This is a genomic window from Streptomyces sp. NPDC002206 (genome assembly GCF_053593595.1).
Genome location: NZ_JBSFCW010000004.1, coordinates 342,216 through 357,154 on the forward strand (window position 1 = coordinate 342,216; position 14,939 = coordinate 357,154).

Annotated in this window: 12 protein-coding genes and 2 pseudogenes; 6 read left to right on the top strand and 8 right to left on the bottom strand. The window is 70.5% G+C overall.

The genetic code is table 11. The features are described 5' to 3' along the window. Positions 1 to 25 precede the first annotated feature (25 nt). Positions 26 to 907, top strand: coding sequence for a DMT family transporter (locus tag ACWCP8_RS12015; protein WP_355997240.1), 882 nt, complete (start codon positions 26 to 28; stop codon positions 905 to 907). Between the two features lie 111 nt (positions 908 to 1,018). Then, positions 1,019 to 1,240, top strand: a pseudogene (locus ACWCP8_RS12020) (TetR family transcriptional regulator); the annotation flags it as partial. 286 nt (positions 1,241 to 1,526) lie between these two features. Here the strand turns inward: ACWCP8_RS12020 and ACWCP8_RS12025 are convergent. Together ACWCP8_RS12025 and ACWCP8_RS12030 are read right to left on the bottom strand one after the other, a co-directional pair. After that, positions 1,527 to 2,612, bottom strand: a complete 1,086-nt coding sequence (locus ACWCP8_RS12025) for a sensor histidine kinase (protein ID WP_451115703.1) — start codon at positions 2,610 to 2,612, stop codon at positions 1,527 to 1,529. Then, positions 2,609 to 3,274 (bottom strand): response regulator transcription factor, encoded by a 666-nt coding sequence (locus ACWCP8_RS12030; RefSeq protein WP_352264985.1) that lies wholly within the window; start codon positions 3,272 to 3,274, stop codon positions 2,609 to 2,611. The genes ACWCP8_RS12025 and ACWCP8_RS12030 overlap by 4 nt, the downstream gene beginning before the upstream one ends. Before the next feature lie 232 nt (positions 3,275 to 3,506). Between ACWCP8_RS12030 and ACWCP8_RS12035 the strand changes: the two genes are divergently transcribed. Further along, positions 3,507 to 4,766: a PP2C family protein-serine/threonine phosphatase gene (locus ACWCP8_RS12035; protein ID WP_451115705.1), complete on the top strand. Its 1,260-nt coding sequence runs from the start codon at positions 3,507 to 3,509 to the stop codon at positions 4,764 to 4,766. Continuing rightward, the gene (locus ACWCP8_RS12040) at positions 4,763 to 6,349 is read left to right on the top strand and encodes a SpoIIE family protein phosphatase (RefSeq protein ID WP_451115707.1); all 1,587 of its coding nucleotides are present in this window, start codon (positions 4,763 to 4,765) and stop codon (positions 6,347 to 6,349) included. Before ACWCP8_RS12035 ends, ACWCP8_RS12040 begins: the two co-directional genes overlap by 4 nt. A gap of 246 nt (positions 6,350 to 6,595) precedes the next feature. On the opposite strand, the gene ACWCP8_RS12045 is transcribed toward ACWCP8_RS12040, so the two are convergent. Beyond that, positions 6,596 to 7,504 (bottom strand): DUF2510 domain-containing protein, encoded by a 909-nt coding sequence (locus ACWCP8_RS12045; protein ID WP_352264980.1) that lies wholly within the window; start codon positions 7,502 to 7,504, stop codon positions 6,596 to 6,598. Positions 7,505 to 7,735: 231 nt separating this feature from the next. On the opposite strand from ACWCP8_RS12045, the gene ACWCP8_RS12050 reads away from it, so the two are divergent. Next, a complete protein-coding gene (locus ACWCP8_RS12050) occupies positions 7,736 to 8,104 on the top strand; it encodes a nuclear transport factor 2 family protein (protein WP_355997228.1) in 369 nt (122 codons plus the stop codon). A 7-nt stretch (positions 8,105 to 8,111) separates the two neighbouring features. On the opposite strand, the pseudogene ACWCP8_RS12055 reads toward ACWCP8_RS12050, so the two are convergent. Together ACWCP8_RS12055 and ACWCP8_RS12060 are read right to left on the bottom strand one after the other, a co-directional pair. After that, positions 8,112 to 8,522: pseudogene (locus ACWCP8_RS12055) on the bottom strand (aldo/keto reductase); the annotation flags it as partial. A gap of 29 nt (positions 8,523 to 8,551) precedes the next feature. Further along, on the bottom strand, positions 8,552 to 9,379 hold the full coding sequence (locus ACWCP8_RS12060) for an ArsR/SmtB family transcription factor (protein ID WP_451115760.1): 828 nt from the start codon (positions 9,377 to 9,379) through the stop codon (positions 8,552 to 8,554). Between the two features lie 205 nt (positions 9,380 to 9,584). On the opposite strand from ACWCP8_RS12060, the gene ACWCP8_RS12065 reads away from it, so the two are divergent. Further along, complete coding sequence (locus tag ACWCP8_RS12065) at positions 9,585 to 12,002, top strand: endonuclease/exonuclease/phosphatase family protein (protein ID WP_451115710.1); 2,418 nt, start codon at positions 9,585 to 9,587, stop codon at positions 12,000 to 12,002. A 144-nt stretch (positions 12,003 to 12,146) separates the two neighbouring features. Here the strand turns inward: ACWCP8_RS12065 and ACWCP8_RS12070 are convergent, their stop codons facing one another. From ACWCP8_RS12070 to ACWCP8_RS12080, 3 genes are read right to left on the bottom strand one after another with little or no spacing between them, the layout of a single operon-like run. Beyond that, positions 12,147 to 13,064 carry an alpha/beta fold hydrolase gene (locus tag ACWCP8_RS12070; protein ID WP_451115712.1) on the bottom strand — a complete coding sequence of 306 codons (918 nt, stop codon included), beginning with the start codon at positions 13,062 to 13,064 and terminating at the stop codon, positions 12,147 to 12,149. Positions 13,065 to 13,085: 21 nt separating this feature from the next. Beyond that, positions 13,086 to 14,384: a beta-ketoacyl-[acyl-carrier-protein] synthase family protein gene (locus ACWCP8_RS12075; protein ID WP_451115762.1), complete on the bottom strand. Its 1,299-nt coding sequence runs from the start codon at positions 14,382 to 14,384 to the stop codon at positions 13,086 to 13,088. Between the two features lie 53 nt (positions 14,385 to 14,437). Then, positions 14,438 to 14,671: an acyl carrier protein gene (locus ACWCP8_RS12080; RefSeq protein WP_352264973.1), complete on the bottom strand. Its 234-nt coding sequence runs from the start codon at positions 14,669 to 14,671 to the stop codon at positions 14,438 to 14,440. Between the last annotated feature and the right edge of the window lie 268 nt (positions 14,672 to 14,939).

Below are 14,939 nucleotides of genomic sequence, written 5' to 3' on the forward strand. Positions count from 1 at the left end.
GGCGGGCCGCCCGCATCATGGTCCGGTGATCAGTGTCCTGTTCGCCATCCTGACCGCACTCAGCAACGGCGCCGCCTCTGTGCTGCAACGCCGCGCCGCCCGCTCGGTACCCGACACCGAGGCGATGCATCTGTCGCTGATCGGCCATCTGGTGCGCCAGAAGGTGTGGCTGGCCGGAATCGGCCTGGTGATCGTTGCCGCCGTCTGCCAGGCCACTGCGCTGGCCACCGGGCCGATCTCGGTGGTCCAGCCGATCTTCGTCATCGAACTGCCGGCGACGCTGCTGCTGGCCGGGTTCGTGATGCGGGTCCGGGTGCCCCGTGAGGTCTGGTACGGGGTGGCTGCCGTGACATTCGGTCTGGCCCTCGGCATGGTCTCCGCCGCGCCGGGCGGCGGCAGTTCCTCGGTAGAGGGCGCGACGTGGATCCCGGCGCTGGTCATGACCGCGATCTTCGAGGCGGCGCTGATCGGCGGAGCGCTGTCCACCCGCGGCAACCCCCGTGGGGCGCTGCTCGGTCTGGCCGCCGCGTGCGGGTACGCGCTCACCGCCGCCCTGATGAAGGACGCCATGGCGCAGCTCGGCGACGGCGGCGGGGCAGCCGCGCTCATGACGTCCTGGCAGCTGTACGCCACCGCCGCCGCCGGGGTGGGTTCGCTGTTCCTCCTTCAGAACGCCCTGCAGGCGGGCACCCTGGTCGCCGTACAGCCGATGCTGACCCTGGGCGACGCGGTGATCAGCATCCTGTACGGCGTGACCCTGTTCGGCGAGCATCTGCGTACCGGCTGGTGGCTGCTGCCCGAACTGGTCGCGCTCAGCCTGATCGCCCTGGGCTGCGTCGAACTGGCCCGCTCGCCGCTGGCATCCGGCAGCGCCGTACCGGCGTCGCGCGCCACCCGCGTGAAGTGACGGCCCGCCCGCCGGGAGGCCCCCTGAGCACTGTCCCGTATTCCCTGGCGGACGCACGACCACAGCTACGGCACCTGACCGCGTCGTCGCAACACCCGAATGCGCCCAGTATCCGGCTTCGACGCTCTGCTCGCCTACTTCCTCGACCGGCTCGTGCCCGTGTGCACCCAGCTGCTCGAAGCAGCAGCCGTCGCCGGCGAGATCCGCTCCGACATGGATGCCTACGAACTCATGCGCCGCGTCGGGAACCTTTGCACCGGCGCGGACAGCGATCCCCACTACGACGCACGTCGACTGGTCGAGCCCCTCATCGCAGGACTACGCCGACCGCACCAACTATCGGCCGGGCAGCTGATGCAGACCGGCCACCCCGGCCGCGATCAGCGCGAAGCACGGACCCTCGGCAGCCCCGCTCAGGAGCGCGGTCACCCGGCCGGCGTCGAACTCTGATGGGCCGTCAGCTTCGGCAGGTCGGAGAAAGGAAGGCTCTCCGCCAACGCTGCAAGGGATTGCCACAGCTCCGGACGAGCTGGCGCGCAGGACCCCAGGTCGGTGGGACGGCGGGGGCGCCACCGGAGTCGGCGCGGCCGGCCGCGCCCGTGGGGACGCCCCGGAGGGACTACTCCGTGCCAAGAGCTCCGCCTGAAGGCTGTGCATGGCCCTCGCGCCGAGTGGCAAGGGGCACGCTCAGGATGATGGTGGTGCCCTTCCCGGGAATGCTGCGGAGCGTGAGCTGGGCGTCGATGAGGTCTGCGCGCTCGTGCATGGCGGAGAGCCCCACTCCCCGCACGGTGGAGGCCGGGGGTGTGGCGACGCGCAGGACCGGCCAGCGTCTGGAATCCGGGGGCTGTGGCATTCCGTGCCCGTCGTCGGCAACGGTCAGCGTCATCACACGGCGGTCAGCCTCCATACCGACAGTGATCCGAGTGGGCTGGGCGTGTTTCACCGCGTTGGTCAATGCCTCCTGGACGATGCGGTACACGTGGGCCTGCGCTTCTGGAGTCAGCCGGTCGCTGATGTCGGTGTCCTGCGGATCGATCCGGAGATCGACGCGGATACCGAAGGTCTCCGAGGTGCGTCGGCACAGCGCCTCCAAGGCCACGCGCAGTCCCAGTTCGTCCAGGACCAAGGGACGCAGATCCGTGATCAGGTGGCGCAGCGAGGTGATCTGGTTGCCCACCAGGGAGCGTGCCTGCTCGATGGCGCTGTGCATGGCCTCGGGGCGGCCGTCGGCGACGGCGGAGGAGAGCACCACCTGCACGGCGCCGAGTTCCTGGAGGGTGTCGTCGTGCAGTTCCCGGGCCCAGCGGCGGCGTTCGCGCTCTGCGCCGTCGTGGCGGGCTCGGACACGTTCACGTTGGAGGCCTCGGTCTCGGTGGGTTGCACTGCGGACGGTGGAGGCCGTGTACGCAACCAGGAGAAGCGGGAGCACGTGCAGGGTGTTCATCAGCGGTTGCTCGGTGATGCGGACCAGGCTGGCCACGGCGAGCATGAGCGCGAGGGCACCGGCCACCACCATCCAGGTCCGGCGTCCCGCGGTGTACAGCGGCGCTGCCGCGAGATACGGGGTGGCCGCGGCAAGGGAGAGGGCCAGCTCGGAGGGCAGCGGCTGGTCGGTGACCTCCAGAGCCACCGCGGCCGCGAGCAGACAGGTTCCCGCCGCCTGCAGGGCAAGGCCCCATCGGAACCGGCGCGGTCCCCTCATGGCACCAGGCCGCGCTCGCGGGCCGCGGCGATGAGCTCCGCCCGGGTGTCCTTGCCGAGCTTGTCCCGGATCCGGGCACGATGGGTCTCCACCGTCCGGACCGAGACGTAGAGACGCTGCGCGATCTCCTGATTGGTGTGGCCCAGCGCCAGCAACGACAGGACCTCGGCCTCGCGTGCGGTCAGTGACTCCTGGTCGGCAGGTCCCGGCATCTCGACGGCGAGCCTGGCTCCCAGTACCGGCTGGACGTACGTCGCACCGCTGGCGACCTGGTGTGCGGCGGCCAGCAGTTCCTCGGCGGCTGCCTCCTTGAGCAGGTAGCCGGCCGCGCCGGTGCGTAGCGCCTCGCGGGCGAACGCCGGATCCTCCTGCATCGTGAGGATCAGGATCCGCGTGCCGGGTGATGCGGTGAGCAGCGCGGGAATCATGGGCAGGCTCGACTGGCCGGCCATGGTCAGGTCCAGGACCAGCACCCGCGGATGGGTCCGGTGCACGGCCTCGAGGGTGTCGGGGACCGTGGCGCTCTCGGCGACAATCCGGAATGCCGGGTCCTGGGCCAGCAGCAGCCGCATTCCGGCCCGGACCACCAGATGATCGTCGGCCAGTACGACGGTGGTCCTCGGGGGCCCTTGCCGGGACGGGGTGGAGCTGGGGGCGTCCATAGCTGCAACGGTAGATCCGCTGTGGCGGTCAGGCAGCCGCTGTCGGCTCGCGTGCGGGAAACCCGCAGGAAGGTGCGCGGGGATGGCGCAGCCGCGGACGGACATACCTGCGGTGCAGGTGCAGGGTCCTACGGATGCGCAGTGCGGGTCGGCACCGATGTGCCCGACGTCGTCGGGGCGGATGCTCAAAGGGATTGATTCGTGCATCCCCGCTCCCTTGAGGCAGTCCCTCATGACCCGATCCGCTCTCCCGCTCCCCCGGGCCGGCACCGGCCTCCGCAGGGCGAAGCGTCCAGCCGCTCAGGTGGGTACCGGCGGCCCCCGCGGGTGGCAGCTGTGGCACTTCCCGTGCCGCCTGCCGGCGGGCGGCGTCCTCACTCAGGCTGCGGTCCCGGTCGCGCTGATCATCGCCATCACTCTGGGCGCCACCTTCGCCCCTATGACCATCCATCTGTCCCCTCTCCTGGTCGCTGCCCCCACCTCCATGGCGGCGTTCGCCGGCTCCCGTTTCATCGCGGGTACCGCCCTGGCCGCCAGCGCGGCAATGCTTGTCATCGACCGCCATGACGGCCTGCTGCATTCGCCACTCCTGCCGATCCACATCGGCGCCCTGCTGGTGGTGTCGGGTTTCGTCGTCGCCGCCCGGGCGCTGCACGACCGCGACCTGAGGGAACTGACCCAGGTACGCGCGGTGGCCGAGGTGGCCCAGCGGGTCGTGCTGCGCCCCCTGCCCCGGCAGCTGGGTCCGCTGCGTGTCGCCTGTACGTACCGGGCGGCCGCGGCACACGCCCTGGTGGGCGGCGACCTGTACGCCGCCGCCCGGACCGGCCGGGCGACCCGGTTCCTCATCGGCGATGTCCGTGGCAAGGGCCTGCCCGCCGTCGAGGACGCCTCCGCCGTTCTCGGCGCCTTCCGCGAGGCCGCTTACCAGCACGCCACCCTTCCTGAACTGGCTGCCGCCCTGGAGAGCAGCGTCCGCAGGCACTTGGCGCAGCTCACCGACAGCGACCCCGAGAGCAGCGAGCGCTTCATCACCGCGCTCCTGGTGGAAATCCCCGACGAGGCTCCTCTCGTCCAGGTCATCAGCTGCGGGCACCCCTCACCCCTGTGGGGCCACTGCGGCAAGGTGGCCGCCCTGCCCATGCCTCATCCCGCACCACCCCTTGGGCTGGCGAGCACCTTTCCCGACACGTACCACGTCGACACCTTCGAGTTCGGCCCCGCAGACACCCTGCTGCTCTACACCGACGGCGTCATCGAAGCCCGCAACATCACCGGCGGCTTCTATCCGATCCTCGAGAGGGCCTCCACCTGGCCTTGGGATTGCCCGCACAGCCTGCTGCGGCACATCAACCACGACGTGGACACCCACACCGGCGGACGCCTGCAGGACGACCTCGCCCTGGTGGCCGTCCAGCGCACCTCCGCGCCGGACACCGGCCAGGGACCGGACTTCCCCCAGCCACCCCACTGCACGGAGGCCCACCCGTGACGCGCCTGCTGCTCCCGGAACGACACGCCATCCATGGAAAGGCGATGACGACGATGACCGTCACTCGACTGAACGCGGGGCTGTGTGCGCTGCTCATCGTCTACATCGGTGCGTCGTGCGCCGTGCAGCTCCAGGATTCCGCAGGCGGCCTTGTCCGCTGGTCGGGGTTCTCCGTGCTCATCCCCGTCGCGGCCGCCGCCCTTCTGCCTCCGCGGCGCTCCCTGATCATCGGAGTCTCCACGCTGGCTGCCACCATCGCCGTCTACGGCTTCGCCATCCACGGGGTATCGGCAGGCGGCCGGACGGTCGTCATCACCGCAGTCGCGCTGTCCTTCGCCTTCGGCCTCGTCCTCTGCTGGGCGCGGCCGCATCTGCTGCACACGCCCGCCACAGCCACGCGGAACCCGCCCAGCCTGCCGTGCCCGGACGGCAAGCAGGCCGGTAGCGCCCCCGACACACCGCGTGCGGTTCCGGCCTCAGCACGCAGCATCCTTCCCGAAGCGTTGCCGCAACCCGCGGTGGTAGAGCTGGCCAGCCAATACCGGACCGGGTCCGGCCAGCTTGGCATGCGTGCCCATTGGCTCGACGCCATCCCGTTGTCCGGCACCCGGGTCGGACTCGTCGCCGGCGCCGTGGCCGGGCCGGGCGCCGACGCCACCGCCACCGAACTCCGCACGGCGGTACGCACCCTGGCCGACATCGACCTGCAGCCCGAGGAACTGCTCACCCATCTCAACGATGTCCTGGCCCGGCTCCGCCCCGACAACCGTCCCAGTCACGACACCCGGACCACCAGCACCGTCAGCGCCCAATGCCTGTACGCGGTCTACGATCCCGCCTCCTGCCGCTGCACACTCGCCGGCGCCGGAAGCCCCTCACCCGCCGTCATCACACCCGACGGCACGGTCACAGTCATCGACCTGCCCGAAGGCCCACCCCTGGGACAGACAGACCTGCCCTTCGAAGCCACCGAGATAGACCTACCCGAAGGCAGCCTGCTCCTGCTGTACACCAACACCGGCACCGGCACCAGCGCGCATGAACCCGGCGGCGAGGAGCTGCTCGGCGCACTCGCCCGGCCCCAGTCCTGCCTGGACGCCACCTGCCGAGCCGCCCTCGATGCCCTGCTCCACGCTCCCCACACCCAGGTAGCTGTCCTCGCCGTCCGCACCCACGCCCTGGACACCCGCACCGTCGCCACCTGGGACCTGCCGGCCGACCCGGCCGCCGTCTCCCACGCCCGCACCCACATCGCGGAAAAACTGACCGCCTGGGGCCTGACGGACGCCGCCCCCACCACCGAACTCATCGTCAGCGAACTGGTCACCAACGCCATCCGCCACGCCCAACCCCCCATCCAGCTGCGCCTGATCCACCACGCCGGCAGCCTGGTCTGCGAGGTCGCCGACGGCAGCAGCACCTCGCCGCACCTGCGCCGGGCCCGCACCTTCGACGAAAACGGGCGCGGACTGTTCATCGTCGCTCAACTCGCCGAACGCTGGGGAACCCGCCACAACCACCACGGCAAGACCATCTGGGCCGAGCACACACCCGCACCTGACCGGCCCACCACAACGGCCTGAGCTTGTCCTACCTTCGGGGTGCGGCAGGTCCACCTCGCCGCCTCCGCAGCGCGCTCATCGACCTGAGGGGGACGTTGCGGCCTCGTCAGGAATGTTGAGCAGTTCGTTGCAGTGGTCTCGTGCAGCCAGTCCACCCTCGTCGCCCGCGTCGGCTGACTGCAGTCCGTAAGTGAGGACGCCCCTCCGCCTTCCGATGCACCACATCCGACGCCGCGCGCTGATCCACCAGAAATTACGAAGCAGCCCTCAGGCCGTCCGCCCGGATCCCGACCCTGTACCGGAAGCGGCCTTGATGCCCTTCGTGATCTCGTCCATCACCGAGAGCGCGGGCGCCTTGGAGCTGATGTCGAAGCCGGAGCGTACGACGACCAGCATGTCGGTGGAGTGCGGGGACGGGAGGGCCAGCGACTGCACGTACCCGTCGTCGCCCTTCTTCGTGACCACCTTCCAGCGCACCAGATAGCCCTTCTGGCCCGCGACGGTGACCGGCTCGGACTTGAGCTGCTGGTGCGAGCTGATGGCGCCGTAGGCCTTGCCGCCGTACGACTCCTTGGCGTTGACGACGATGTCCGCCTTGGCTGCCGCCTCCGCCGTCCTCGCCGTGATCTTCAGCGCCTGGGCCGGGGCGGTGAACACTCCGCCGCGCTCGCACTTCTGCGAGGGGTCGGCCGGGCAGGTGTACGTGCCGGTGCTCACCGACGCACCGATCGTGGCCGACTGCCCCTTCCAGCCGTCCGGCACCGGAAGGCTGACGCCGCTCATCACGTCCGTCACATAGCCGTCCTCGGACGGCGGCTGCTGCGGTTGCTGCTGGTCGGGCGCCGGGCTCCGGCCACCGCCGCCAGTACCACCCTGGCCGCCCCGGCCGTTCTGCCCGCCGGGGAGACTGGGCGCGGGCGACGCGGCGTCGGAGGAGGTGTTCTTCGTACGGCCGGAGTCGTCGGTCAGCATCAGGACGCCACCCGCGATCGCGGCGAGCACCACCACGCCGGCGGTGACGCCGACCCCGATCCGGATCCGGCGGCGCCGGACGGCCGCGGGCGGCATGCGGAGCTGATCGGTCCACCGGCTCCCGTCCCACCAGCGTTCCTGGACGGGGCCTGTTCCTGTATACCCGGGGTCCGTATGCCAGCCGGGAGGGCTCATCTCGGTCACGACGTCCACCGTAGAGGCCCTCCGTGAAAATCAGATGAAACCGCTTCGCCGAATTCGGCCACGCCCCTCTCGCCCGGGACTCCCGCCCGAGGGCCGTCCGACCGTGACCGGGGAGGTGTCGACCATGACCTGAGAGGTAATCGACGCATTTTCCCCCGTCGGACATCGTGTTCCTCACGAGCAGCACAGGAGCTCGGCCGCACTGCCGGGACATGACGAGAGGACAGCACGATGACCGCATACGAGGACGCCGTCCAGCGCTACTTCGTCGCCTGGAACGCAGCGACCCCCGAGGAGCTCGCCAAGGCCGTCGCCGCCGCGTTCACCGAGGACGCCACCTACACCGACCCGCTGGCCGACGTGCGCGGCCACGACGGGCTCGCCGCCGCGATCAGTGGTGCCCGTCAGCAGTTCCCCGGCTTCGAGTTCAAGCTGACCGGTACCCCCGACGGGCACCACGACATCGTCCGTTTCAGCTGGGACCTGGTCTCCACCGACGACGGTTCGGCGCCCGCCGCCGGGTCCGACGTCATCACCCTCGACGACGACGGGCGCATCAGCTCCGTCAGCGGCTTCCTGGACCGGGTCCCCGGCGCCTGAACGGGCGTTACACGGACCGGGCGGACCGGCGGCGCAGCGCGGGGTCGGTCAGCGCGACCGGTTGGTCACCGGCGTCGCGGGCCGACAGGTTGGTGCCGGGCGGCACGATCTTGTCGATCTGGTCGAGGACGTCCCGGCTCAGCCGCACCCGGTCCGCGCCGAGCTGGCCCGCCAGCTGTTCCTGCTCGCGGAGATCGGCCAGACACTCCGCGATGCGGCCCGCACCGGGTTCGACCACGACGAGTACCTCGGGGTCGAACACGTCCAGGAGCAGCGCCGCAGCCCGACCCACCAGCCGGGCCCTGCGCCGGAACAGCGCCACCGCCCGTGCTTCCCCGGCCAGGGCCTGGTTCAGCAGCTCCCTGAACGAGGCGACCAGCAGCCCCTGTTCGGCCGCGCGCCGCACCATGGCCCGCTCGCGCGTGGCGAACGGTGCGTTCAGCACCCTTACGCGGACACGTCCCGGCCCTGGCCGGAGACGAACCTGCCACCCTCCAGCAGGGTCTTGAGCGTCGAGAGGATCATGATCCAGCCGCCGCTGACACCCTCCAGCATCTTGCTGTCCGGGCTGTCGAAGCCATCGTGCGTAATGGTCAGCTTGACGCCCATCGCGGCCTCCTCGGCGGGCTCGATGTCGAACGTGACCTTCGACCGCTCCTTGACCGCCTCGGCCCACTCCTCGTCCGACATGAGACCGAACATCTCGCGGTGCATGGGCTGCAGGGTGTGCCAGGTGTACGCGAGGCGCTTGCCGGGCTCCGCCTCAAGGACCCGCTGGCCCACCTCTTCGAACTCGCCCTCCGGGTCCATCTTCCAGCGGACCGGCGCGCCGACCTCCCAGGTCGACTCGGGACCATAACCGCCCATGTAGATCTTGATGAGCTCGGGGTCGATCAGCGCCTGGTAGAGCTTCTCCGCCGTGGTCTGGATGTACGTGACGTAGACGAACTCGGGCTTGTCCATGACCGGACTTCCTTCCAGTGTGCGTTTGAGATGGGACAGGGCTGCCATACGGCCGCGCTCGTACCGGCCGATCCAGCGGTCGGCGACCTCCTGGACGGTCACCGGGTTGAGGTGGTGGAGCTTCTCGCGGCCCCTGCGGACGGTGGTGACCAGTAGGGCGGACTCCAGGACCGCCAGATGTTTGCTCACCGCCTGCCGGCTCATGGCGAGCCCTTCGCTCAGCTCGCGCAGAGTCTGCCCGCCGCGCGCGTCGAGCCGGTCGAGGAGCTGCCGACGGCTCGGATCGGCGAGCGCCTTGAATATCGCGTCCATCGCCACCGCGGTCGCCATCGCCTCTCCGATCTCCTGGCCCCCGTCGCACTATAGGCAACCTTTTGGTTGCCCATCGAGTGACGGGCGGACGATCGGACACCAGGGCGGTGGAACGATTTCTGGAATTAACCTCTGATGCCTTGTCATCACCGGTTCTACGCGCATAGCTTGTGGCCTCTCATCACACTCTGAGGGGCAGCTGACCGTGCACATATCCAGACCGCGTTCCGTCCTGCTGGCCGGCGCGGTCGCCGTGACCCTCTCGGCGACCGCTCTGCCTGCCGCCTTCGCGGCACCGTCCTCGACCGCCGTGATCTCCGAGGTGTACGGCGGCGGGGGCAACTCGGGTGCGACGCTCACCCGCGACTTCATCGAGCTGGCCAACGCCGGCTCCTCCGCATACGACCTGTCCGGCTTCAGCGTCCAGTACCTGCCGGGCTCGCCGTCCGCCGGTTCCCTGTGGCAGGTCTCCGCGCTGACCGGATCCGTCGCCCCCGGCGGCCGCTACCTGGTCGCCCAGGCCGCGGGCACCGGCGGCACCGTCGCTCTGCCGACCCCGGACGCCACCGGCACCGTCGCGATGTCCGCGACCAGCGGCACCGTCGCCCTCGTCTCGGGCACCACCCCGCTGACCTGCAAAACCGCGGCCGACTGCGCAGCCGACACCCGCATCGTGGACCTCGTCGGCTACGGCTCCGCGGTCGTACGCGAGGGCAGCGGGCCGGTGACGGGTACCTCCGCCACCGCCTCCGTGGCGCGCGCCGCGTCGCTCGCCGACACCGACGACAATGCGGCCGACCTGTCCGCGGGGGCCCCGACACCGGTCAACGCGGCCGGTGAGACGTCCGGCGGTGCGGGACCGGGCGACCCGGGCAACCCGACCGAGCCCGGCACCGTGCGGGTGCACGACATCCAGGGCACCACCCGCGTCTCGCCGCTGGACGGCCAGTCGGTGACCGGCGTCCCCGGCATCGTCACCGGTGTGCGGACCAGCGGTTCGCGCGGCTTCTGGATCCAGGACGCCACGCCGGACGCGGACCCCCGTACGGGCGAGGGGGTCTTCGTCTTCACCGGATCCGCCGCACCGGCCGTCGCCGTGGGCGACTCGGTGCTGGTCAGCGGCAAGGTGGACGAGTACTACCCGTCGACCACCACCCAGTCGATCACCGAGATCACCGCCCCCAGAGTCACGGTCCTGTCGTCGGGCAACGCACTGCCCGCGCCGGTCGTGCTCGACGCCGCCTCGGTACCGGACGCATACGTCCCCTCGGCGGACGGCGGATCGATCGACGCGCTGGCCCTCGACCCGGCAACGTACGCCCTCGACCTCTACGAGTCGCTCGAAGGCACCCGCGTCGAGATCGCCGACACCCGGGTCACGGGCGCGACGACCGCGTACCACGAGGTCTGGGTGACCATCAAGCCGAACGAGAACCCGACCCTGCGCGGCGGCACGCTGTACTCCTCGTACACCGACCAGAACACCGGCCGCATCAAGGTGATGTCCCTCGACGCCACCCGCCCGATCCCCGTCGCGAACGTGGGCGACGCGCTGTCCGGCACCACCACCGGCGTCCTGGACTACGACTCCTTCGGCGGCTACAACCTCCAGGCCACCGAGCTCGGCACGCTCACCGACCACCACCTGCGGCGCGAGGTCACCCGGAAGCAGATGGGCAAGGAGCTCGCGGTCGCCACGTACAACGTGGAGAACCTGGACGCGCTCGACGAGCAGGGCAAGTTCGACACCCTCGCCGCGGGTGTCGCGGTCAACCTCTCCTCGCCCGACATCGTGTCGCTGGAGGAGATCCAGGACGACAACGGTGCGGTGAACGACGGCACGGTCGGCTCCGACACGACGCTCAAGCGGTTCACCGACGCGATCGTCGCGGCGGGCGGCCCGCAGTACGCGTGGCGCTACATCGCCCCCGAGAACGGCAAGGACGGCGGCGAGCCCGGCGGCAACATCCGTAACGTCTTCCTCTTCAACCCCGAGCGGGTCGACTTCGTGGACCGCCCGGGCGGCGACGCGACCACTGCGGTGACAGCCGTGAAGACGGAGAACGGCGTCACCCTGTCGGCCTCGCCCGGCCGGATCGCCCCGACCAGCGACGCCTGGAACGACAGCCGCAAGCCGCTGGTCGGCGAGTTCCGCTTCCACGGGAAGCCGGTGTTCGTCATCGGCAACCACTTCGCCTCCAAGGGCGGCGACCAGCCCCTGCACGGCCGCTACCAGGAGCCGACGCGCAGCTCGGAGACGAAGCGCGTGAAGCAGGCGACGGAGGTCAACACCTTCGTCAAGTCGCTGCTGGCGGCGGACAAGTCGGCGCGGGTCATCACTCTCGGCGACCTCAACGACTTCGCGTTCTCGCCGACGATGGCCGCGCTGACCGGCGGCGGGACGCTCAAGCCGCTGATCACGACACTGCCGGAGAACGAGCAGTACAGCTATGTGTACGAGGGCAACTCGCAGACGCTCGACCACATCCTGATCAGCCCCGGTGTCCGCCGCTTCGACTACGACGTGGTGCACATCAACGCGGAGTTCGCCGACCAGGCGAGCGACCACGACCCGCAGATCGTGCGCGTGGACGTGAACGCCCCGGACCAGGGTCACCACTGACCTGACCGGCCCGCCCGACGGGTGTCGGGAGCGATGCGGGCGGCAGGAGCCGGGCGGCCCCGCACAGCTCTCCGCCGGCTCGGCCGCAGCGTCCGAGGATCCGACGATGCGGTCGAGCCGGGAGCCGCGAGATCACCGGCCGGTTCAACACTTCGGGGCGAGCCCGGGGGCCGTCGCGCCATGCCCCGCCCGACGCGGGCGCGGCAGTGCGGCGAGCCCCGGGGCGGTGTCGAGGGGGCGGTCGGTGAAGAAGCGGGCCACGAGATCCGATACATCATCGGGCCGTTCGAGGACGACCCAGTGGTCGGATTCCGTGAGGGTGAAGAACCGGCTTCCCTCGATGGTGGCGGCGAACTCCCGCTGCTTCGCCGGGGAGCTCACCGTGTCATGCTCCCCGGCGAAGACCAGAGCGGGCACGCCGGCAAGGCCGCCGGAGAAGTCCGGTGGATCTCCCAGCACCCGGCACACCGAGTCCGCAGCATGCGGTGAACGGCACAGCGCGTGCAGGAGCGAACGGCGTACGTAGCGAAGCGCCAGCTCCCTGCGGTGGACCGTGCGGTCCGGGTCGAGGCACATCAGCCCCTCGGCGGCGAGGGTCGCGGCGCCCTCGAGGTCACCGGCCTTCAACCGGTCCTCGGCCCGTCGCCAGTGGGCGCGTTGACCGTCGTCGATGTAGGACGGCACACCGCCGAGGATCAGCCGGGCGATGCGGCCCGGGTTGCGCTGAGCGCACTGGAGAGCGATCGAGGTGCCGTAGGAGTACCCGAAGAGATTGACCTTCTCCACACCCAGGTCGTCGATGATCCGGGTGAGGGCGGAGCGCATGATCCCGGCACTGGGGACGGCCGGAAGGGCGTCGGCCCCGCCCATCCCGGGCAGGTCGGCGGTGACGACATCGGCGACTGCCCCCACGTGGTTGTCCATCTGGGGCCAGCCGAACATTCCCTGGAGCGCCCCGCCGAGGATGACGACCGGTTCGGTGCGTGGTGCGGGCTGCTGCAGGAGCCGGTAGCCGTACCGCAGTCCGTACACCGACAGCGTCCGGAGAGTCTCCTCGGGCATGCGGGGTCTTCCGTTTCTGCATCAGGCCCTGGTGAGGACGAGTGCGGCGTTGTGGCCGCCGAAGCCGAGCGAGGTCTTGACAGCGACGTCGAACACGCCCGGTCGGGCCTCCTTGCTGACCACGTCGATGGGGATCGCCGGGTCGGGCGCGTCGAGATTGACCGTGGGCGGCACGAGTTGGCACTGGAGCGCGAGCACGGTCAGTGCCGTCTCGATGCCGCCCGCGGCACCGAGGGTGTGTCCGGTCATCGCCTTGGTCGAGGTGACGAGGGGATGGTCGCCGAGGACCCGGCGGAGCATCGTGCCCTCGATGAGGTCGTTGGCCACCGTCGAGGTGCCGTGGGCGTTGACATGGCCGACGTCCGCTCCGTCGACCCCGGCGTCGGCGAGCGCGGTGCGCAGCGCCCGTTCGATGCCGAGCCCTTCGGGGTCGGGGGCGACGGCGGAGTACGCGTCGCTGGCCGCCCCGTATCCGGCGATGCGGGCGCGGACCGTGGCGCCGCGGGCGCGGGCGTGCTCCGGGCGTTCGAGCACCAGGAGGCCGGCGCCCTCGCCGACGACGAAGCCGTCGCGGTGGGTGTCGAACGGGCGACAGGCCGCCTCGGGGTCGTCACGGCGGGTGGAGACGGCCTTCAGCTGGCAGGCGCTGGCGATCAGCAGCCGGGAGCAGACCGATTCGGCGCCGCCCGCGATGACGATGTCGCAGGCGCCGGTGCGCAGCATCTGGTGGGCGGTGCCGATCGCGACGGTGCCGGAGGAGCAGGCGGTGGAGACGGCCTGGCTGGGGCCGCGGGCACCGAGGTCCGTGGCGACGCTGCTGGCGGCGCCGTTGACGGCCGTCAGCGGGGCGAGCTTCGGGGAGACCCGGCGCGCACCGCGCCCGGCGAGGGTGGCGTGCTGCTCGTCGTAGAAAGGCAGTCCGCCGTGTGCGGAGCCGATGACGACAGCGACCCGTTCGCTGTCCCAGACCGAGGGGTCGAGCCCGGCGTCGGCGACGGCTTCGCGGGCCGCGATGACGGCGAGCTGCGAGAAGCGGTCCATCAGCCGGTGCGTTCCCACACCGAGGACGGCCTTCGTGTCGAGGCCGGTGATCGTGTACATGAAGTCGCAGGGCAGATCGGTGAGTTCGGGCCGCCGCAGGACGGAGGGCGCGGTGACTGCCTCGGACACGGTGCGCCAGGTGGCATCGGTGCCGACGCCGGCGGAGGTGACCAGACCGATTCCGGTGACGGCAGCGCTGAACGGCTCCAAACGCTGCGGCGGGTTCCGACGCGCGGCTACCGGACGGGCCGCCGGGCTCTCGCCGGCCGGCCGGGCCATCACGTTCTCGTCGCCCGGACGGGCCACCAAGCTCTCGGTGGCCGGGCGCGTTGTCACGCGGCCACCTTGCCGTGGATCGTCTCGACCAGTTGGCCCCAGGTGTCCCGCGAGGTCAGCTGGACATTGTCCAGATCGACCCCCATCCGGTCCTCGATCAGGAGCCGCAACTCCTCCAGAGCCAGTGAGTCCAGGCGGAGCTGATGGAGCGGCACCTCGGGCCCGATCGCCAGGGGATCGGTGCCGAAATTCGACACCAGCAAGGTACTGATCTCTTCCGCTGTGCTCATGGGGGCACTCCTCCGCTGTCGTACACGGTGACGCCTGCCGCGCGAGGTGCACGTGCCATCGGGGGACGCCGGCCGGTTCCGGGTGGACTCTTTATACGCCTTCGCGGTGAGGTGTCCGGTCCGCTGTCCCTCGTGCGGTGGTTGACCGTCCAGGTGTACGAATCCACAGTTCCGCGCGGAAGGGCCCCGATCTGTCGGCCAACCCCATTGGAGTGAAAGGGAGTTCGACACGCCTGAAGATCATTGTCATGCCCTGGACACATGAATA

Coding starts and splice junctions, on each gene's coding strand:
- ACWCP8_RS12025 (WP_451115703.1), bottom strand. CDS start 2,612: ATGAGGGGACCGCGCCGGTTCCGATGGGGCCTTGCCCTGCAGGCGGCG.
- ACWCP8_RS12030 (WP_352264985.1), bottom strand. CDS start 3,274: ATGGACGCCCCCAGCTCCACCCCGTCCCGGCAAGGGCCCCCGAGGACC.
- ACWCP8_RS12035 (WP_451115705.1), top strand. CDS start 3,507: ATGACCCGATCCGCTCTCCCGCTCCCCCGGGCCGGCACCGGCCTCCGC.
- ACWCP8_RS12050 (WP_355997228.1), top strand. CDS start 7,736: ATGACCGCATACGAGGACGCCGTCCAGCGCTACTTCGTCGCCTGGAAC.
- ACWCP8_RS12060 (WP_451115760.1), bottom strand. CDS start 9,379: ATGGACGCGATATTCAAGGCGCTCGCCGATCCGAGCCGTCGGCAGCTC.
- ACWCP8_RS12070 (WP_451115712.1), bottom strand. CDS start 13,064: ATGCCCGAGGAGACTCTCCGGACGCTGTCGGTGTACGGACTGCGGTAC.
- ACWCP8_RS12075 (WP_451115762.1), bottom strand. CDS start 14,384: ATGGCCCGGCCGGCCGGCGAGAGCCCGGCGGCCCGTCCGGTAGCCGCG.
- ACWCP8_RS12080 (WP_352264973.1), bottom strand. CDS start 14,671: ATGAGCACAGCGGAAGAGATCAGTACCTTGCTGGTGTCGAATTTCGGC.